Origin of the sequence: Flavobacterium poyangense, assembly GCF_011751075.1 — a bacterium.
Lineage (GTDB): Bacteria > Bacteroidota > Bacteroidia > Flavobacteriales > Flavobacteriaceae > Flavobacterium > Flavobacterium poyangense.
The window spans coordinates 914819-932685 of sequence record NZ_JAALLN010000001.1 but is presented as its reverse complement, the minus strand read 5'-3'; the positions used below and the strand labels follow the sequence as shown (position 1 = coordinate 932685).

The 17867-nt window shown below is 35.8% G+C and carries 19 protein-coding genes; 8 read left to right on the top strand and 11 right to left on the bottom strand.

All coding sequences use genetic code 11. The features are described from left to right. Positions 1–37 precede the first annotated feature (37 nt). Positions 38–262, bottom strand: a complete 225-nt coding sequence (locus tag G3A47_RS03780; protein ID WP_166920555.1) for a PG1828 family lipoprotein — start codon at positions 260–262, stop codon at positions 38–40. 348 nt (positions 263–610) lie between these two features. After that, positions 611–1840, bottom strand: a complete 1230-nt coding sequence (locus G3A47_RS03775; protein ID WP_166920553.1) for a 3-deoxy-D-manno-octulosonic acid transferase — start codon at positions 1838–1840, stop codon at positions 611–613. Positions 1841–1979: 139 nt separating this feature from the next. Between G3A47_RS03775 and G3A47_RS03770 the strand changes: the two genes are divergently transcribed. The 5 genes from G3A47_RS03770 to G3A47_RS03750 all read left to right on the top strand — a co-directional run bounded on the left by G3A47_RS03770 (position 1980) and on the right by G3A47_RS03750 (position 5828). Continuing rightward, positions 1980–3110 (top strand): DegT/DnrJ/EryC1/StrS family aminotransferase, encoded by a 1131-nt coding sequence (locus tag G3A47_RS03770; protein WP_166920551.1) that lies wholly within the window; start codon positions 1980–1982, stop codon positions 3108–3110. 38 nt (positions 3111–3148) lie between these two features. After that, complete coding sequence (gene galE, locus G3A47_RS03765; protein ID WP_166920549.1) at positions 3149–4162, top strand: UDP-glucose 4-epimerase GalE; 1014 nt, start codon at positions 3149–3151, stop codon at positions 4160–4162. A 99-nt stretch (positions 4163–4261) separates the two neighbouring features. Then, the gene (locus G3A47_RS03760; RefSeq protein ID WP_166920547.1) at positions 4262–5167 is read left to right on the top strand and encodes a DMT family transporter; all 906 of its coding nucleotides are present in this window, start codon (positions 4262–4264) and stop codon (positions 5165–5167) included. A 155-nt stretch (positions 5168–5322) separates the two neighbouring features. Then, the gene (locus G3A47_RS03755) at positions 5323–5517 is read left to right on the top strand and encodes a hypothetical protein (protein ID WP_166920545.1); all 195 of its coding nucleotides are present in this window, start codon (positions 5323–5325) and stop codon (positions 5515–5517) included. After that, complete coding sequence (locus tag G3A47_RS03750; protein WP_166920543.1) at positions 5502–5828, top strand: hypothetical protein; 327 nt, start codon at positions 5502–5504, stop codon at positions 5826–5828. Before G3A47_RS03755 ends, G3A47_RS03750 begins: the two co-directional genes overlap by 16 nt. 50 nt (positions 5829–5878) lie before the next feature. Here G3A47_RS03750 and G3A47_RS03745 read toward each other — a convergent pair whose 3' ends face one another. The 3 genes from G3A47_RS03745 to G3A47_RS03735 form a co-directional block, all read right to left on the bottom strand. Then, positions 5879–6565 (bottom strand): DUF4919 domain-containing protein, encoded by a 687-nt coding sequence (locus tag G3A47_RS03745; RefSeq protein ID WP_166920541.1) that lies wholly within the window; start codon positions 6563–6565, stop codon positions 5879–5881. Between the two features lie 116 nt (positions 6566–6681). Next, positions 6682–7557, bottom strand: coding sequence for an ACP S-malonyltransferase (gene fabD, locus G3A47_RS03740; protein ID WP_166920539.1), 876 nt, complete (start codon positions 7555–7557; stop codon positions 6682–6684). Positions 7558–7646: 89 nt separating this feature from the next. Beyond that, entirely contained in the window at positions 7647–8003 is a 357-nt protein-coding gene (locus G3A47_RS03735) for a DUF983 domain-containing protein (protein ID WP_166920537.1), read from the bottom strand. A 95-nt stretch (positions 8004–8098) separates the two neighbouring features. Between G3A47_RS03735 and G3A47_RS03730 the strand changes: the two genes are divergently transcribed. After that, positions 8099–8965, top strand: coding sequence for an AraC family transcriptional regulator (locus tag G3A47_RS03730; protein WP_166920534.1), 867 nt, complete (start codon positions 8099–8101; stop codon positions 8963–8965). Positions 8966–9131: 166 nt separating this feature from the next. Here G3A47_RS03730 and G3A47_RS03725 read toward each other — a convergent pair whose 3' ends face one another. The 3 genes from G3A47_RS03725 to G3A47_RS03715 all read right to left on the bottom strand — a co-directional run bounded on the left by G3A47_RS03725 (position 9132) and on the right by G3A47_RS03715 (position 12155). Beyond that, positions 9132–9362, bottom strand: coding sequence for a (4Fe-4S)-binding protein (locus tag G3A47_RS03725; RefSeq protein WP_166920532.1), 231 nt, complete (start codon positions 9360–9362; stop codon positions 9132–9134). Between the two features lie 169 nt (positions 9363–9531). Further along, the gene (locus G3A47_RS03720) at positions 9532–10248 is read right to left on the bottom strand and encodes a pirin family protein (protein WP_166920530.1); all 717 of its coding nucleotides are present in this window, start codon (positions 10246–10248) and stop codon (positions 9532–9534) included. A gap of 425 nt (positions 10249–10673) precedes the next feature. Next, the gene (locus G3A47_RS03715; protein WP_166921012.1) at positions 10674–12155 is read right to left on the bottom strand and encodes a helix-turn-helix domain-containing protein; all 1482 of its coding nucleotides are present in this window, start codon (positions 12153–12155) and stop codon (positions 10674–10676) included. Positions 12156–12363: 208 nt separating this feature from the next. Here G3A47_RS03715 and aceB point away from each other — a divergent pair, with 208 nt between their 5' ends. Together aceB and aceA are read left to right on the top strand one after the other, a co-directional pair. Continuing rightward, positions 12364–13965, top strand: a complete 1602-nt coding sequence (aceB, locus tag G3A47_RS03710) for a malate synthase A (RefSeq protein ID WP_166920528.1) — start codon at positions 12364–12366, stop codon at positions 13963–13965. A gap of 191 nt (positions 13966–14156) precedes the next feature. Further along, the gene (gene aceA / locus G3A47_RS03705; protein ID WP_166920526.1) at positions 14157–15437 is read left to right on the top strand and encodes an isocitrate lyase; all 1281 of its coding nucleotides are present in this window, start codon (positions 14157–14159) and stop codon (positions 15435–15437) included. 123 nt (positions 15438–15560) lie between these two features. Here aceA and G3A47_RS03700 read toward each other — a convergent pair whose 3' ends face one another. The 3 genes from G3A47_RS03700 to purT are packed head-to-tail and all read right to left on the bottom strand — an operon-like array spanning position 15561 to position 17620. Beyond that, positions 15561–16139, bottom strand: coding sequence for a Crp/Fnr family transcriptional regulator (locus tag G3A47_RS03700; RefSeq protein WP_166920524.1), 579 nt, complete (start codon positions 16137–16139; stop codon positions 15561–15563). Next, complete coding sequence (locus tag G3A47_RS03695) at positions 16139–16456, bottom strand: DUF6370 family protein (protein ID WP_166920522.1); 318 nt, start codon at positions 16454–16456, stop codon at positions 16139–16141. Before G3A47_RS03695 ends, G3A47_RS03700 begins: the two co-directional genes overlap by 1 nt. Before the next feature lie 3 nt (positions 16457–16459). Further along, the gene (purT, locus tag G3A47_RS03690; protein ID WP_166920520.1) at positions 16460–17620 is read right to left on the bottom strand and encodes a formate-dependent phosphoribosylglycinamide formyltransferase; all 1161 of its coding nucleotides are present in this window, start codon (positions 17618–17620) and stop codon (positions 16460–16462) included. Positions 17621–17867 lie beyond the last annotated feature (247 nt).

Here is a 17867-nt window from a genome sequence, read left to right as displayed (position 1 = left end):
TAAAAGATAGCTTTTTAATTTTTTGAGTAATTTAGAATTACTTTTTAGCAGGAGCAGCAGCTTCTTCAACTTTTGCAGCAGCTGAATCAACTTTTGCAGCAGCAGAATCAACAGTTGTAGCAGCAGAATCAACTACAGCAGCAGCAGAATCAACAGCAACAGCAGTAGAATCTACAGCTTCAGTAGCTGCAGCGTCAGCTTTTTTACAAGATACAACAGTTAAAACAGCAACAACAGCTAAACTTAAAAATACTTTTTTCATCTTACTTTATTATAAAAGGTTAATTATTAATTCGTGGCAAAGATATAAATTTTTTAATATGTAAAATATTTTTTTATTTTTTTTTTAAAATATTTTCATTGCTCACGATTATCTTAATTATCAAAGAATATGCCAAAAATGTTAAATCGTGCTGTATTGTTGTATCTTTTGTATAAATTAGCTATTTCTGAATATTCAATAAAGAAAAGAGGTCTTTTGGGGGTATCGGTTAAGGTTTGTTTTGCTTTTTGTTACTTATTCTGTAACTCGATAAAATTGTGATCTTCTTTTTTAAAAGTGTTTTTTGTGATTTGCGACGCAAAACTTAGTTTTTGTGATTTGAAGTTGTCAGGAAACGATTTTCATGATGCTATCTGTTGCTCCTTTATTGTCCTGAATAAACGATCGACAGATTTGCGCTTTTTCTTTAAAAAAGCTTTCATCAGAGATCAAACGATCCAAATTTTGTTTTAGTTCCTCATTGTTGTTAATAACGGTGCAGCCTCCAAGTGCGACCAGTTCTACCGCTTCGGCAAAATTGGAGTAGTTAGGGCCAATCACAATCGGAATGCCAAAAGTTGCCGGTTCCAGAATATTATGAATTCCTGGATTTCCAAATCCGCCTCCTACATAGGCGATCGTTCCGTAACTATAGATTTTAGTTAGTAAACCAATGGTGTCAATAATTAGGACTTTGTAGTCAGATAAGTCAATATCTCCTTTCTCGGAAAATAAAACAGTTGACTTTGTAATTTGAGCGCTAAGGTTTGAGATTTGATCTGCTTTTATATTGTGCGGCGCAATGATGAATTTTATATTTTCGGGAGCCTGATTGATGTATTCGGCTAATAAGGTTTCGTCTTTTGGCCACGAACTTCCAATTACAATTGTGGTTTGGTTGTTTTTGAAGTTTTTAATAAAATCAAGGGTGTTGTCTCTTTCTAAGATTGCATTTACGCGATCAAAACGGGTGTCGCCGGAAACGATTACATTAGTGAAGCCAAGTCCTTCGATTTTTTCTTTTGAACTTTCATTTTGTACAAAGAAGTAGGTAAATGTTTTTAAGGCTTCGCGATAAAAGCCGCCATACCACTTAAAGAACATCTGACTGTCTCTAAAAATTCCGGAAACTAAATAGGTTGGTGTTTTGTTTTCTTTGAGTTCTTTTAAGTAATTAAGCCAAAATTCATATTTGATAAAAAATACCAGTTCAGGATGTGCGAGTTTTAAAAATTGTCTGGCGTTACTTTTGGTGTCTAAAGGCAGGTACAGCGTAACGTCAGCTACTGTATTGTTTTTGCGTACTTCGTATCCGGAAGGAGAAAAAAAGGTAACAATGATTTTGTGAGAAGGGTATTTTTCTTTAATTTTTTCAATAACAGGCAGGCCTTGCTCGTATTCTCCAAGGGAAGCGGAGTGAAACCAGATGGTTCTGTCTGTGGGTTTTATCTTTTCTTCTAATATATGGAATACATTTTTTCTTCCCTCAGTAAAAAGCTTAATTTTCGGACTAAATAAAGAGACAATTTTCAGAAAAAACGCAGCAAGATAAACGACTAAATTGTATAGAAAAAGCATGGATGTAATTTTGCTGCTAAAATACGTTTCTTTCCATTATTTTCATTGTTCGAAGGTATTAAATAACTATTTTTGTTCTTCGTTTTGAAGATTGAATTCCAAAAACAAATCTTAAGTTTTAAATAATAGAGAGAGATAAATGAAAAAAATTCAAATGGTTGACTTAAAGAGTCAATACGAGAAAATAAAAACTACTGTTGATGCTTCGATTCAAGAAGTTTTAGATACAAATACTTATATAAATGGGCCGTTGGTTCATCAGTTTCAAAAAAATCTGGAAGACTATTTAGGTGCAAAACATGTAATTCCTTGTGCAAACGGAACCGATGCGTTGCAAATTGCCATGATGGGATTAGATCTTAAACCCGGAGATGAGGTTATTACGGCAGATTTTACCTTTGCAGCTACGGTTGAGGTAATTGCTTTGTTGCAATTAACGCCGGTTTTGGTTGATGTTGATATGAAAAACATGAACATCGATATCGAAGCGCTTAAAAAAGCAATTACCCCAAAAACAAAAGCAATTGTTCCGGTACATTTATTTGGGCGTGCAGCTAATATGGATGCAATTATGGAGATTGCTGCCGAGCACAATTTGTATGTGATCGAAGATAATGCACAAGCAATTGGAGCTGATTATATTTCGAAATCAGGAGTAAAAAGTAAAGTAGGAGTAATTGGTCATGTGGCTGCTACATCGTTCTTCCCGTCTAAAAACTTAGGTTGTTATGGAGATGGAGGAGCGATTTTTACAAATGATGATAAATTAGCCCACATCATCCGCGGAATTGTAAATCACGGAATGTACGAGCGTTACCATCACGATGTTGTAGGGGTGAATTCACGTTTAGATAGTATTCAGGCAGGTGTTTTAAATGCAAAATTACCTTTGTTGGACGAATACAATACAGCACGCCGTTTGGCTGCAACAAAATACAACGCTGCTTTTGCAGGGAATAAAAATATTATTACGCCTGAATTTGATGCAAGTCAAAACGATCACGTTTTTCATCAGTATGTTTTAAGAATTGTAGATGCTGACCGCAATGGTTTAATGCAGCATTTGCTGGATAAAGGAATTCCTTGTGCGATTTATTATCCAATTCCTTTGCATTCGCAAAAAGCATATACAGATGTACGTTATAAAGAGGAGCAGTTTCCGGTTACGAATCAATTAGTACAGGAAGTAATTGCGTTACCAATGCACACAGAATTAGATGACGAACAGATTAAATTTATTACTGATAGTGTTATTGAATTTTTGAAATAAAGTAAACCATATTATTAGCCATATAAAATAACCACAAAATGAAAGTATTAGTAACGGGAGGATTAGGATTTATCGGTTCACATACTGTAGTCGAATTGCAAAATGAAGGCTTTGAAGTTGTAATAATTGATGATCTTTCTAATTCCTCAGAAGATGTTTTAAAAGGAATAGAGAAGATTACGGGAAAACTTCCGCTGTTTGAAAAAATAGATTTAAGAGAGAAAGCCAAAGTTCGGGATTTCTTTACAAAACATAATGACGTTACCGGAGTTATTCATTTTGCGGCTTCAAAAGCGGTTGGTGAAAGTGTTGAGAATCCGTTATTGTATTACGAAAACAATATAAGTACTTTGGTGTATTTGTTGCAGCAATTACAGGAAAAACCGGAGGCAAGTTTTATTTTTAGTTCCTCTTGTACGGTTTACGGCCAAGCCGAAAAAATGCCTATTACTGAAGATGCTCCTGTGCAAACAGCAATGTCTCCTTATGGAAATACCAAACAAATAGGAGAAGAGATCATAACAGATACAGCTAAAGTAACGAATATCAGCGCTATTTTGCTGCGTTATTTTAATCCGGTTGGAGCGCACGCCTCAACAGAGATTGGCGAGTTACCAATTGGAGTCCCTCAAAATTTAGTGCCTTTTATTACGCAAACCGGTATCGGATTGCGTCAGGAATTATCTGTTTTTGGAGATGATTATCCAACAACAGACGGAACAGCGGTTCGGGATTATATTCACGTTGTCGATTTAGCAAAAGCGCACGTCATTGCCTTACAGCGTTTATTCAATAAGAAGAATCTGTCTAAGGTAGAGACTTTTAATCTGGGAACAGGAAAAGGAAGCTCTGTTCTTGAAGTGATTAATAGCTTTGAAAAAGTGAGCGATAAAAAATTACCTTATAAGATTATGCCACGCCGCGAAGGTGATATCACTGAGGCTTATGCAAATACAGATAAAGCAAATAATGTTTTAGGATGGAAAGCACAGCTAACGTTAGATGAAGCTTTGGCAAGTGCCTGGAAATGGGAACAAAAAGTACGATCGTAATCGTGTAATGTAGAGACGCACTGCAGTGTGTCTCTAAAAAAATCCCAAATTATCGAAGTATAATTTGGGATTTTTTTTTATTCAATAAATTAAAATATCATGAAGCAAAGTTTAGATTATAAATTAATTTTTGCCTTAGCAACGGTTGGTGTTGTTTGGGGTACCACATTTTTAGGAATAAGGGTTGCTGTAGAGACTATTCCGCCCTGGTTTGTAACCTCTATTCGTCAGGGATTAGCAGGATTGATGCTTATGGTGGTCTTATTATTTAAAAACCAACTAAAATGGATTGGCTGGAAAAATTTAAAACACCAGTTGGTTCCATCTATATTAATGATTGTAATTGCAAACGGATTTACAACAGTCGCGGAACAGACTTTACCAAGCGGACTGGCCTCTGTGATAAGTGCGATGTCGCCAATACTTATTTTTATAGGTAGTATTTTGTTTGGACTGCAAAAAGCAAGTTTAAGAGGGCTTGTAGGAGTTATAATCGGATTTTCGGGAGTGGTTTTTATATTTAAAGATGGACTCGGGTCATTTCTGGATGCGGATTATAAAATAGGAGTTATGTTTATGGGACTGGCAATTTTAGCTTGGGCAGCCGGAACGATTTATACCAAAACACACGCTTATAAAACTGATAATATTGCACTTAATTTGTTTTATCAGTTTATGATGGCTTCTTGTATACAATTGGTATTAGCTTTTATTTTTTCACCAAATCCCGATGTAAGTTCGTGGAGTTCAAGAAGTATTTTTGCTTCTTTATATCTGTCTGTTTTTGGATCTGTAATTGCTTTTCTTTGTTATAATTATGCTCTAAAACGTGTTACAGCTATACAGGTTTCTATTTTGTCTTACATCAATACAATTATAGCTGTTTTTTTGGGTTGGCTGCTATTAGATGAGAAAATAACAGTTGATTTTATTATTGCCACAGTGTTAATTATTCTGGGGGTTTTTATTATTAATTATAAGAGGAAAGAGAAAAATATTAAATAAAGACATGTCGTGTGTAGAGACGCACCGTAGAGACGCACTGCAGTGCGTCTCTATTTTATATAATAACGAATGTGTCTTAAAATCAATCATTTATAAAACGAGATCTTATGATTCGGTCAGTTTGTTGTAAATTTATTATATAAATAAGGATGATCATGAACGCGAAGAAAAAACACACCGAAAAAAGTAAGGTAGAAGAGCCAGAGGTTGAATATGAAATTCAAAAACCTGAATTTAGAGGAATAGAAAGAGAAACTTTTGATTTTGATGCTGAGTTTGAAAAAGGATTGGCTTCCGAGGAGGCTAAGGCAGAATCGATTAAGAGAATAAAGGAGTGGTGGGTGAAATAGAAGTTGTTTTTACGCAAGACGTTATCCGATACCTTGATAGTCTGGTAATTGTATTGTATGAAAAAGGATATTTTGGTTTTAGGGGTGCGGCTGAGACATATGTTTCCGGTATCTATGATGCTGTTCCGAAAAGAATTCAAACAAGTTTACATAAAAAGACTCCTGATACACTTCAATATTTGGGTTCAGAGTATGTTTTTTATAAAATCAATTCACGAACAACTTGGTATGTCTTTTTTGAGAAAAGAAATCAAAATTATTTGATTACTGGTATTCTGAATAATTATTCTATTGAAGCAAGAGAGCTTTAGTAGTATAAAAAGATCTCAAACGATCAATTGACCATTTGGGATTTTTTATATTATTTAAAACCTTTTTTGTTAAGGTGATTTAGGCAAGGGGTAATGTCAAAATAGAAACCGGGGATATTGTATTTGTTCTCTGCTAATTTGAGATAATCATAATGTTCAATTAAACTTTGTTCTCCTCCAAATTGAAAACCAATCATGTTAATCAAGTCGTATTCGTTAGAGGTGTTAATTACATAAAAAGCAGATTCTTTACTGGTTCCGTCTCCACTACTAAAAAGGACTTCCATTATAATGTTGGTTTTGATTTCATTTTTCTTTAATTCAGCTTTTTTATTCAATTTACTAAGCGAATAGGATTTATAATTTAATGTTCTTAAATCAAATGGATTTTCTTGTAAAATCAAATCGGACAGTTCGAGTATTTTTTCGAAGTCCTGATTGGTGAGATTTTCTTTGTTGATTAAAGTTCCTAAAGATTTTGAATGGTCGGAAAAATTATAAGGACTGTATTTTTCCTGAAAAACAAAACCGTAAAACAAATGTCTTTTTTGTTCCAGTGTCATTGTGGAGTCAGAAGCATTGAATTTTTCGAGCAAATTAGGATAATAGTAGTCTGATTTTTTGTCTTTTATATTCGATTCTATTTTGGTGTAATTTGGAGCTTCGAATTTAGGTGTCTGAGAGAAGCTTATTGTGCCAGAAAGTAATAAGGCAACGGTTAAAAGTGCTTTTTTCATAAAATAATCGGTTTTGTGTGGATTAAAAAGGAAAGAACCTGAGAAATATAAAATCCCAAACTATCATTTGATAATTTGGGATTTTTTAATTTTTATTTCAAGTTGAAGGCTGAAAATTATGCATTAGCAGTAACCGCTTCTTTGTCAATTTTAGTAATTAAGCCGGCTAGTACTTTTCCCGGACCAACTTCAGTAAATAAAGTAGCGCCGTCAGCGATCATTTGTTGTACAGATTGCGTCCATTTTACCGGAGCAGTCAATTGTATGATTAGGTTCTTTTTGATTTCATTTGCATCAGAAACAGCACTTGCCGGTACATTCTGGTATACCGGGCAAATAGGCGTTGCGAATGCTGTTGCTTCAATAGCAGCCGCTAATTCTTCTCTTGCCGGTTCCATCATTGGAGAGTGGAATGCTCCTCCAACAGGTAAAATCAAAGCGCGTTTTGCTCCTGCAGCTTTCATCGCTTCACAAGCTTTTTCAACAGCTCCGGTTTCCCCTGAAATTACCAATTGTCCAGGACAGTTGTAATTTGCAGCAACGACAATGCCGTCAATTGAAGCACAAACTTCTTCAACTACATTATCAGCTAAGCCTAAAACAGCAGCCATTGTAGATGGAGTAATTTCGCATGCTTTTTGCATAGCCAAAGCACGTTGAGAAACCAATTTAAGTCCGTCCTCAAAAGATAAGGTTCCATTGGCAACCAGTGCGGAGAATTCTCCTAAAGAATGTCCTGCAACCATTTCCGGTTTAAACTCTTCTCCTAAAGTTTTTGCTAAAATAACCGAGTGTAAAAAAACGGCAGGTTGCGTAACTTTTGTTTCTTTCAGTTCTTCGGCAGTACCTTCAAACATGATATCTGTAATTCTAAAACCTAAAATTTCATTAGCTTTTTCGAATAATTCTTTGGCTAAAGCCGATGTTTCATATAAGTCTTTGCCCATTCCTGTAAATTGTGCACCCTGACCCGGAAATACGTATGCTTTCATTTGTCTAATTTAAAGATTGAATTATTTTGGAATTGAAAATTAGTTTCAATTGAAAGGCAAAAATAACATTTTTTTAGCTTGTATAATCTTTAAACATCCTTAAACATGTAAATCCATAATAATCTGGAAAAACGGAGGTTGAAAAAAGTTAAACAGGTAATCACAACAGCAATGATTGGAATAATTCTCAGGTCAAATGTATTTTCAAAGAAAAACTGTGCAACACAGTAAGTAGCAATTCCTTGTGCAACGGTTAGTCCGTAATTTACATACATTGCACCAAAAAAGTAGCCGGGCTCTTTTTGAAATTTATAATCACAGTGACTACAGTGTTCATTCATTTTTGGGAAGCCGAAATTAAGGAATATGTTTTTGTCTTTGAATACTTTTCCTTTATGACAATTCGGACATTCATTTTTTAAAATATGGATTAGTGTACTTGACATAACTTTGTTGTTTTTTATTTATACAAAGGTATTCCGGATTCTATTGAATCCTTTTTTATATCTTCGCTACTTATAGCACAATAAAGACATTTGTTATGAAAAAATACCCGGTTTATAGTGTTCAGAATTTTAATTGTAACGATATTCATCGCGATTTTTATGTGAATACTTTCAAAGAACATCTAAAAAGTCACAGTTTTGTAGAAGAACCCCATCGTCACGATTCCTATTTAATGGTTTTTTTTACGAATGGCTCCGGAATTCATGTAGTTGACTTTGATCGTTTCGAAATAAAAAAAGGAAGTTTGTTTGTTTTGCAACCCGGTCAAATGCATTATTGGAACTTATCTGAGGATATTGAAGGTTATGTAATTATTTTTTCACAGGAACTTTACAATTTGTATTTCGGTCAGAAAAAAATAAACGACTACAATTTTTACAGTTCGATTCTAAATCAGCCGGAAGTTCTTTTTGAAAGTGAGGAAGCCTCTGATATTCTGCCTTATTTTAATCTGCTGATTGAGGAAAACAGTCAAAAAAATAAATTACAACTAGACAAGATGCTCAATTTGTTGGATTGTATTCATATTGAAATTGCCCGCAAATATGGTGAAACGTATTCACGACAGACACATTCGTATAATATCAAAATCAACGCTTTCGAGGAGCTTTTGGAAAAGTACTTTAAAACTCAAAAACTACCTTCTTTTTATGCGGATCAATTGCATATTACTTTAAAGCATTTGAATCGAATATGTAACGAGATTTTGCAAAAAACGGCAACAGAGGTAATTATGGATCGTGTAATTCTGGAAACAAAAAGAATGTTGATTGATAAACAATTAGCGGTAAATGAAGTGGCGTATGCTGTTGGTTATGAAGATTACTCTTATTTCTCCAGAGTGTTCAAAAAACAAACCGGATTTTCTCCGACAGTGTTTAGGAGTGATATGGTACGTTAATTTTAAACACGAATTACATGAATTACACGGATTGATTTTTTTTAGCCATGAATCACACCAATTTCCACTAATTTTTGCGCGTAAAAAAAAGCAAAAATTAATTCGTGTGAATTCGTGTAATTTGTGGCTGAGATAAAGTGCTGTTTTTAGTAGGGGGAGGTGATTATTATTCCTTGTTGTTTAGATAGAATGTCAATGCACCGGAGGGGCATTTGTTTACAGCTTTAATAATTTTTTCTGTAGTTGAATTTTTAGTTTGTATCCAGGGTTTTTCTTTTGGATGAAAAACGTCAGGATTGTTCTTTACACAATTGGCCGAATGAATGCATTTTCCGGATTGCCATACGATAGTTACTTCACCGTTGGTATATTCTTTTGTAAGGTCATTTGGATCCATAATTGAAAGTTTTTGAGTGGTTATTTATGCTGTGTTGAAGTCGGATCAGTTTCTTTTATAAAGTTACTATTTCTTTCTGTGGTTTGCGAAGATTTAGAATAAAAAGAAAGAGGTAATAAATTGAAATTCAAAATATTACCTCTTTTTGATTGCTTGTTGTTTATTTGAATTAATAATTCATCGGAATTTCCATTAAAAGAAACTCAGCATCTGTATTTGCTTTTATATTTAAAGTCTCAAAATCAGAGATTCCAAGAGCGTCACGGGAATTTAATTCCTGTCCGTTGATGGTTACATTTCCTTTTAGGATAAAAGCATAAACGCCATTTCCTTCTTTTTTCAATTGATATTCTGTTGCAATTCCGGCATCAAAATTGGCCATATGAAACCAGGCATCCTGATGAATCCAAACTCCCGCATCATCTGCATTTGGGGATAAGATTTGTTGTAATTTGTTGTGTCTGTCCTCAATATTCAAAGAGATTTGTTGGTAACGAGGATCGACATTTCTTTTGTTTGGAAACAACCAGATTTGTAATAATTTAGTCTGCTGATCGGCATTTGGGTTGAATTCACTGTGTTGTACCCCGGTTCCGGCACTCATTACCTGGATATCACCATTTTTGATGATTTCGGTATTACCCATGCTGTCTTTGTGTGCCAAATCACCTTCCAACGGAATAGTGATAATCTCCATGTTATCGTGTGGGTGAGTTCCAAAACCCATTCCGCCTGCAATTGTGTCATCGTTCAAAACACGAAGGGCTCCAAACTGAATTCTTTCCGGATTGTACCAGCTTGCAAAACTAAAACTGTGGTAAGCGTTTAGCCATCCGTGGTTTGCATTTCCTCTTGTTTCTGCCTTGTGTATTACTATATTTTCCATGATACTATATGTTTTGTTATTTTTATAGTACAAATTTACGATCAACAGGAACGAAACGCACTTAATGTAGATTAAGAAGTTTTTTTGAGAGGTTCAGAGGTTCAGAGTTGCAAAGGTACAAAGGTACAGAGGTACAAAGGTACAGAGGTTTAAATGTGGAGAACTTTGTGACTTCTATTTTTGAAAAGAAAATTTTTCCCGCAGATTTGCCTCAACTGTTTGCTATTGTTAGGGTAGCAGATTTATTCAGATTGCTTTATAGAAATTGCAAAGCAAAAAAATATCTGCGCAATCTGCAAAATCTGCGTGCATAAAATAAACTTTGCGCTTTTGCGTCTTTGCGAGAGATAATTAGGTTGTTGCGATTTATAGAAAACAGAGAGAAAGCAATCTAAAATCTAAAATCATCAATCTAAAATACTAGGCTAGCTGTATTGCGTTATGTACTGCTGTACAACGGCATCTGTATCTTCGTGGCGCTTCTTTTTCTCTAAAGCTATAGGAGGAGAAGCTCGCTCCAGGCAATCTTTTACGGCGCAGGTCTCACAGGTGACACCAACGATTTGTTTGGTAATTGGTCTTCCGTCGATGAATTTGAATTTCTTTTTCATCGTTGGATTGATTAAAATGCCAACCGAGATACTTCTGATGCAATTCTCTACAAACGGATCTTTTGTTGCTGACGAAAAAACCAAATATTCATTCCCGCTGTTCGCGTAGCTTGAAATCTGTGCATCAAAAAAGTGAGGTTTGTTTTGTCTGATCGCTTCGTCTATCGTTTTTACCGAAACCCATCTTCTGCAATAATGTTCGTTGGTTTCGTTTGCATGTGGTTCCTGCTGATTGGTGATATGCAATTCTTTTTTTATCTGATAATAATCGGAACCAATTTTATGTGATAATCTTAAAAAGAATAGATTTTTCAAGTGAAAATCTTTCGGTAATAAATTGGTTAGTCTCTGATAAAAAGACTCCGGTGATACTTCGAAACTTTCGATTAAAGCAACAAATTGCTCCGGTTTTGGCTGTTCATTAGTTAAGAATGAATTGATCTTATCGACAACTAATTGTCTAGGCAATAATAAGGCTCCCGCAAAATAGGAAGCATAAAAATTGTGTAAAACCTGATCGAAATTATCAAATTTAATCCAGCTGAAAGTCAGCAGTCTGTCTGATAGATCCAGGTAATTATAAGCAATTTCCTTAGCTAGAATAAAAGCCTTTTGCGGATCGTCAATTTCAGTAGAGAGTAATAATGTTTTGCTTTTAGGAACATAAATGGAGCGTAAATCCCCCAAAGCTTCCTGATCGGTAAATGCAATCTCTTTTATGGTGTATTCGTATTCTTCTTTTAGAATGGCTTCCAGTTCTTCGACACTGATTTTAGAATCTAAATTGATTTGAAAGGATTTGGAGAAGGCAATTACCTTATTTTCTAAATCTTCAAAGTAGTTGCTGTGTGCTTCCTGATACGAACGTAAAGCAGCTAAAAAGAAACTTTCTCTGCTCAGATTATAATGTTGAGCAATTTCAATAATGGTGCTGATAAAGGCATTGACTTTTGCCGGAGCATTCGCAATAATATCAATTAAATCGGCTTCCTGAATTCCAAAAAGTTCTAAAGGGATCTCTTTTAGGATGCCTGATTTTAAAATTTCACCAATCGGAGCAAGGTTGTTGTCGAGTTTTAAGGAGACCATTTGGTCGTAAGAAACATCGAGATGCTCACATAGAAGTAAAATTTTATCGGTTTTGGGATATTTTTTACCCTTTTCAATTTCGTTAAGATACGATTTTGAAAGATTGGTCAATTTGGCCAGGCCAAAAAGAGAAAGATTTTTCTGAGTGCGGACTTGCTTGAGTTTTAGCCCAAAAATCAGCTTTATATAGTCTTTTTCGATATCCATAATATCAAATGTAACCAATATAAAAATAATCGCCAAAAAAATATTTTAAACATTTAGCGAACGTTCGCTTGTTTTGTAAAAAACTTTTTCCTAACATTGTAGTGTAAAACAAGTTAGATGTGAAATATTGTTTGTGAAATGTTTTTTAAAAGCATGAATCAGTTCCGGCGATATCGCATTTGACTATTTAAAAATAAAATCCACAGCTATGAAAAACCAATTTGAGATTACCGAAACGGCAATGGAATTTTTAGCCGAAAAAAAGCTTTCTTATCCAAGTATTTGGACAGCTGATGCAATTGTTTTTATAACAGAATTGCATAAGAAATTCGAATCACAACGAAAATTGCTTTTGTTGCAACGAGACCAAGCGCAAGTCGGTTTTGATCAGGGCATGATGCCGGTTTTTCCTTTAGAGACTAAAGAGATTAGAGAAAGCAATTGGACTGCCGGTGAAATTCCAAAAGATTTATTGGACAGAAGAGTAGAAATTACGGGGCCTGTTGATCGCAAAATGATTATTAATGCGCTGAATTCGGGAGCAAAAACATTTATGGCCGATTTTGAAGACAGTACGTCTCCAACCTGGCAAAATTTAATGGAAGGTCAGGTTAATTTAATTGATGCTGTCAACAAAACAATTTTGCATACAGATCTTGCGAAAAATAAAACCTATGAGCTAAATGAAAAAATAGCCACGCTGATTGTTCGTCCAAGAGGGTTACATCTTTTAGAAAAACACCTTCAGATAGAAGGAGAGATGGTTTCGGGGTCTTTGGTAGATTTTGGTCTGTATGTTTTTCACAATCATAAACAATTACTTGAGAATAATTCCGGACCCTATTTCTATATTCCAAAATTAGAACATTATTTAGAAGCCCGTTGGTGGAACACAGTGATTGATTTTACCGAAGATTATTTAAAACTAACCAGAGGAACGATCAAGGTAACAGTATTGATAGAAACCATCACGGCCAGTTTTCAATTGGATGAAATTATCTACGAATTGAGAGAACATATTGTGGGATTGAATTGTGGTCGCTGGGATTATATCTTTTCGTACATTAAAAAATTCCGCAAGAATTCGAAGTTTATCGTTCCGGATCGTGATCAGGTAAATATGGCTTCACCTTTTATGAATGCGTATTCGAATTTGGTAATTGAGAGATGTCATAAAAGAGGGATTCATGCTATTGGAGGAATGGCAGCGCAGATTCCGATTAAAAATAATGAGGAAGCCAATGCTGTTGCTTTTGCAAAAGTAAAAACAGATAAAGAGCGTGAAGTTCGAAACGGTCATGACGGAACCTGGGTCGCACATCCGGATTTGGTAACGCTGGCGAAAGCGGTTTTTGATGCCGGAATGCCAACGCCAAATCAGATTCATATCAAAAGAGAACATCGCAAAATAACGGAAGCGGATCTAATTGAACCACCAATTGGAATCATTACTGAAAATGGCGTTCGAAAAAATATCAATGTCGGCGTTTTGTATTTGGCTTCGTGGCTAAATGGTCAGGGAGCAGCAGCGTTGCATAATTTGATGGAAGATGCTGCAACGGCCGAAATTTCGAGATCACAATTGTGGCAATGGCTTCAGAATAAAGTGGTTTTGGATAACGACAGACAGTTGAATCTGGCTTATTATCACGAATTGGCTTTGGAGGAATTTCAAAAAATAAAAACAGAATTAGGAGAAGAAAACTATGAGGAACGACAATTTCCCTTGGCTGAAAAAGTACTGGAAAGATTAGTCGTGAATACAGATTTTGTTGACTTTTTGACTATTCCATGTTATAAATATTTATAAAATCAATTGGCTTTTTAACACATAGAAACATAGTTTGTTGGGATCTTAATAAGTCGTTTCACTTATTGAAATGAACATAAGCTATGGGAATCGAAATATTGCTTTGCATTTTTCTTTTTCGCCTATTTCAGGTGTTAAAAAATGGATGATTTTTTTACAATGACTTACTAACCAACTTAACTATATTATTTATGAAAACGACAGAAGACAGAATTCAGGAATTGATTAACGATTGGATCACGAACCCAAGATGGAAAGGAGTTGAACGTCCGTATACGGCTAGCGAAGTAGTGACGCTTCAGGGGTCTTACCAAATTGAGCACTCTATTGCTAAGATGGGAGCGCAGAAATTATGGAGAAAGTTAAAAAGCCAGGATTATGTAGCCGGATTGGGAGCTTTAACAGGGAATCAGGCAATTCAGGAAGTTGATGCAGGTTTGGAAGCGATTTATTTAAGCGGTTGGCAAGTAGCTGCTGATGCGAATCTGGCCGGAGAAATGTATCCGGACCAATCGCTTTATCCGGTAAATAGTGTACCAATGGTTGTTAAAAAAATTAATAGTGCTTTATTGCGCGCTGATCAGATTCAGGTAGTGAATAAAGTGGAAGATAAAATAGATTATTTAGTGCCAATTGTGGCGGATGCCGAAGCAGGTTTTGGTGGAAATTTAAATGCTTTTGAATTAATGAAATCTATGATTGAGGCTGGGGCTTCAGGAGTTCATTTTGAAGATCAGTTGAGTTCTGCTAAAAAATGCGGGCATTTGGGAGGGAAGGTTTTGGTGCCGACTCAGGAAGCGATTAACAAATTAATTGCGGCTCGATTAGCATCAGATGTTATGGGGGTTTCTACACTTATCGTAGCGAGAACCGATGCAGATGCGGCTAATTTGCTAACGAGCGATGCAGATCCGAGAGATGCTAAGTTTATTACGGGTGAAAAAACCAATGAAGGTTTCTTTTATGTAAACTGCGGTATCGATCAGGGAATCGCAAGAGGATTGAGTTATGCGCCCTATGCTGATTTGATCTGGATGGAAACCAGTAATCCTGATTTGGCTTATGCGAAAAAATTTGCTGATGCCTTGAAAAAAGAATTTCCGGATAAAATGTTGGCATACAACTGTTCGCCTTCTTTTAACTGGGCTGCAAAATTAACGGTAGCAGAAATGGAGACTTTCAGAGAAGATCTGGCTGCTATGGGGTATAAATTTCAGTTTATTACTTTGGCCGGTTTCCATGCTTTGAATACCAGTATGTTTGAACTTTCTAAGGCGTATAAAGAGCGCGGAATGGCTGGTTATTCTGAATTGCAGGAGAGAGAGTTTGCTTTACAGAAAAATGGATTCAGAGCTGTAAAACATCAGGCCTTTGTGGGAACTTCTTATTTTGATGCGGTGCAAAATACGGTGACTATTGGTAAATCAACTACTACGGCAATGAAACATTCTACAGAGGTTGAGCAATTTTAATTCATAAAAAAACACGGTTCTTAAGTTGAGCCGTGTTTTATTTTTTTTGCCACAGATTTCACAGATTAAAATGATTTTTTTTGAAACGTTTTTAATGAATCTTTTTAATCTGTGGCATTATTATTATTTATTCTTTAATAGTTTTGCTTTCATTTTACTGAAAAACTCTGGTGTAACACCAATAAAGGAAGCGATCTGTTTTTGAGGGACTTTCTGGATCAGTGTGGGGTATTTGGTGCAGAATTTTTCAAAGCGTTCTTCGGCGGATAAACTTAAATTATCCATTAAGCGCTCCTGATTGGCTATTAGAGCATTCTGAGTTAGAATTCTAAAGAAGCGTTCCAGTTTTGGAATTTCCTCATACAATAGCTCCTGATTTTCTTTAGATAATAAAACCACTTCAGCATCCTCGAGAACTTCGATGAATAAATTTCCGGGCTTTTGAGTTAGTAGACTGTAGATGTCGCTCATCCACCAGCCTTGACAGGAAAAGCCTAAAACATGTTCTACAATATTGTCATTGATAGTAAAGTTTCTAAGAATTCCGGAATTCACAAAATAAGAATGTTTACAAATATCGCCGGCATTTAGTAAAATGGTCTTAGCTTTATAGGTTTGTGTTTCTGTTTTGGATAAAAAAAGAGACTGCTCTTCGGGAGTCAGAGAAACATGTTTGGCAATATTGTCCAGAATCAGTGCCATTATTTGTTTTTTAGTAAAGTAAACGTAGTTACTTTAAAACGATTGTTTTCCACTTTTCCCGTTACAGAAGCTTTACGGATTGCATTGCAAAAACCGTCTTTTGCATGAGCGTCGCCATGTTCGTCGATAGTGGTTCCGTCAACGAAGTAGGTTTTTCCGTCAATGCGCACTGCCAGATCACAAGCGTCACCTTTCATTCCGAATTGGCATTCGCCGCAAGCGGTTTCTACAATTTGAGGCTTTTCGGTTTTTTCTTTGTCTTGGGCTTGCATGTTAAGACCGGTAAGGAATAAGGCTAGGAATACTATTTTTTTCATTTTTTAAGAATTTACGGTTATTAATTTTGAACTTGCCTTAGCGCGTTCTACTATTTCTTCGATTGGTGTGACTAAAGTATCATGACTTAAAACAACTCCCATTCTGCGGTAGGGTCTTGAGGTTGGTTTCCCAAAAATCCTGAAATCGGTTTTGGCTAAGGCGGCTACTTTTTCGATTCCGGTGAAAGTTGGATTTGCGGAATCTTCAGAAGCTAAAATTACGGCACTTGCGCCTGCTTTTTCTAAGGTAATTTCGAAAATGGGAAGGCTTAAAATAGCGCGTAAATGCAATTCGAATTCGTTAAAATTTTGAGTCCCCGCTAAAGTTACCATTCCGGTATCGTGCGGACGTGGAGAGAGTTCTGAAAAATAAACACCATCATTGGCAAGGAAAAATTCAACACCAAAAAGTCCGGCACCGCCAAGAGCTTCGGTAATTTTTTCGGCCATGTCTTGTGCCTCGTATAAGTCTTTATCCGAAACCATTGCAGGCTGCCAACTTTCCTGATAGTCGCCACGTTCTTGTCGGTGACCAATTGGTGCGCAGAAAAGTGTCGGATTGTTGTTTTGAGTAATCGTAAGTAGGGTAATTTCAGAATTAAAATCAACAAATGCTTCAACGATAACTTCGATAACATCACCTCGGGATCCGGCAACTGCATATTCCCAGGCCTTAAGAATATCTTCCTGATTTTTAATTGTCGATTGTCCTTTACCTGAAGAGGACATTAAGGGTTTTACTACGCATGGAATTCCTACTTCCTGAACGGCTTTTTGTAATTCTTCAGCAGAAGTTGCGTATTGGTATTTGGCTGTTTTTAAGCCTAATTCTTTTGCTGCCAAATCACGGATTGCTTTGCGATTCATGGTAAAATTGGCTGCTTTCGCTGAAGGAACAACCGTGATGCCTTGTTTTTCGTAATCGTAAAAACGCTCGGTTCTGATGGCTTCTATTTCGGGAACTATAAAATCGGGTTGGTGTTTGGCTACTATGCGGTCCAGTGCATCACCGTCCAGCATATTAATCACTTCAAAACCATGTGCAACCTGCATGGCGGGAGCATTTTCGTAACTGTCAACCGCAATTATAGTTTGTCCGATTCGTTGTGCGGCAATCGTGAATTCTTTTCCTAATTCGCCTGAACCTAAAAGTAGTATTTTCATTTTGTTTCGTTTAAAGTTTGGGGGTTATGATTTCCTTTTATAAGTAGTAAACTGCTTAAAAAGGTTAGAATCATCAATATAAAAGAGAGAAATAGAATCATTAATAGTGAGAATAAAATCTTGTCATAAATTTGTATTCGCAGTGCCACCGATATTCCGTTAATAAATATTCCGATTATGTAAATTGCAAAAAGTGCCTGTATAAGTCTTAAGCTTACTCCAAAAGAAAATTGAGAGCAGGCTTTAA

Excerpts from the sequence above, each read along its gene's own strand:
- G3A47_RS03715 (WP_166921012.1), bottom strand. The coding sequence starts at position 12,155 with ATGGATATCGAAAAAGACTATATAAAGCTGATTTTTGGGCTAAAACTC.
- purT (WP_166920520.1), bottom strand. The coding sequence starts at position 17,620 with ATGAAAATACTACTTTTAGGTTCAGGCGAATTAGGAAAAGAATTCACG.
- G3A47_RS03755 (WP_166920545.1), top strand. The coding sequence starts at position 5,323 with ATGAACGCGAAGAAAAAACACACCGAAAAAAGTAAGGTAGAAGAGCCA.
- G3A47_RS03780 (WP_166920555.1), bottom strand. The coding sequence starts at position 262 with ATGAAAAAAGTATTTTTAAGTTTAGCTGTTGTTGCTGTTTTAACTGTT.
- G3A47_RS03775 (WP_166920553.1), bottom strand. The coding sequence starts at position 1,840 with ATGCTTTTTCTATACAATTTAGTCGTTTATCTTGCTGCGTTTTTTCTG.
- aceB (WP_166920528.1), top strand. The coding sequence starts at position 12,364 with ATGAAAAACCAATTTGAGATTACCGAAACGGCAATGGAATTTTTAGCC.
- G3A47_RS03760 (WP_166920547.1), top strand. The coding sequence starts at position 4,262 with ATGAAGCAAAGTTTAGATTATAAATTAATTTTTGCCTTAGCAACGGTT.
- G3A47_RS03730 (WP_166920534.1), top strand. The coding sequence starts at position 8,099 with ATGAAAAAATACCCGGTTTATAGTGTTCAGAATTTTAATTGTAACGAT.
- G3A47_RS03700 (WP_166920524.1), bottom strand. The coding sequence starts at position 16,139 with ATGGCACTGATTCTGGACAATATTGCCAAACATGTTTCTCTGACTCCC.
- aceA (WP_166920526.1), top strand. The coding sequence starts at position 14,157 with ATGAAAACGACAGAAGACAGAATTCAGGAATTGATTAACGATTGGATC.
- G3A47_RS03720 (WP_166920530.1), bottom strand. The coding sequence starts at position 10,248 with ATGGAAAATATAGTAATACACAAGGCAGAAACAAGAGGAAATGCAAAC.
- fabD (WP_166920539.1), bottom strand. The coding sequence starts at position 7,557 with ATGAAAGCATACGTATTTCCGGGTCAGGGTGCACAATTTACAGGAATG.
- G3A47_RS03725 (WP_166920532.1), bottom strand. The coding sequence starts at position 9,362 with ATGGATCCAAATGACCTTACAAAAGAATATACCAACGGTGAAGTAACT.
- G3A47_RS03745 (WP_166920541.1), bottom strand. The coding sequence starts at position 6,565 with ATGAAAAAAGCACTTTTAACCGTTGCCTTATTACTTTCTGGCACAATA.
- galE (WP_166920549.1), top strand. The coding sequence starts at position 3,149 with ATGAAAGTATTAGTAACGGGAGGATTAGGATTTATCGGTTCACATACT.
- G3A47_RS03695 (WP_166920522.1), bottom strand. The coding sequence starts at position 16,456 with ATGAAAAAAATAGTATTCCTAGCCTTATTCCTTACCGGTCTTAACATG.
- G3A47_RS03735 (WP_166920537.1), bottom strand. The coding sequence starts at position 8,003 with ATGTCAAGTACACTAATCCATATTTTAAAAAATGAATGTCCGAATTGT.
- G3A47_RS03770 (WP_166920551.1), top strand. The coding sequence starts at position 1,980 with ATGAAAAAAATTCAAATGGTTGACTTAAAGAGTCAATACGAGAAAATA.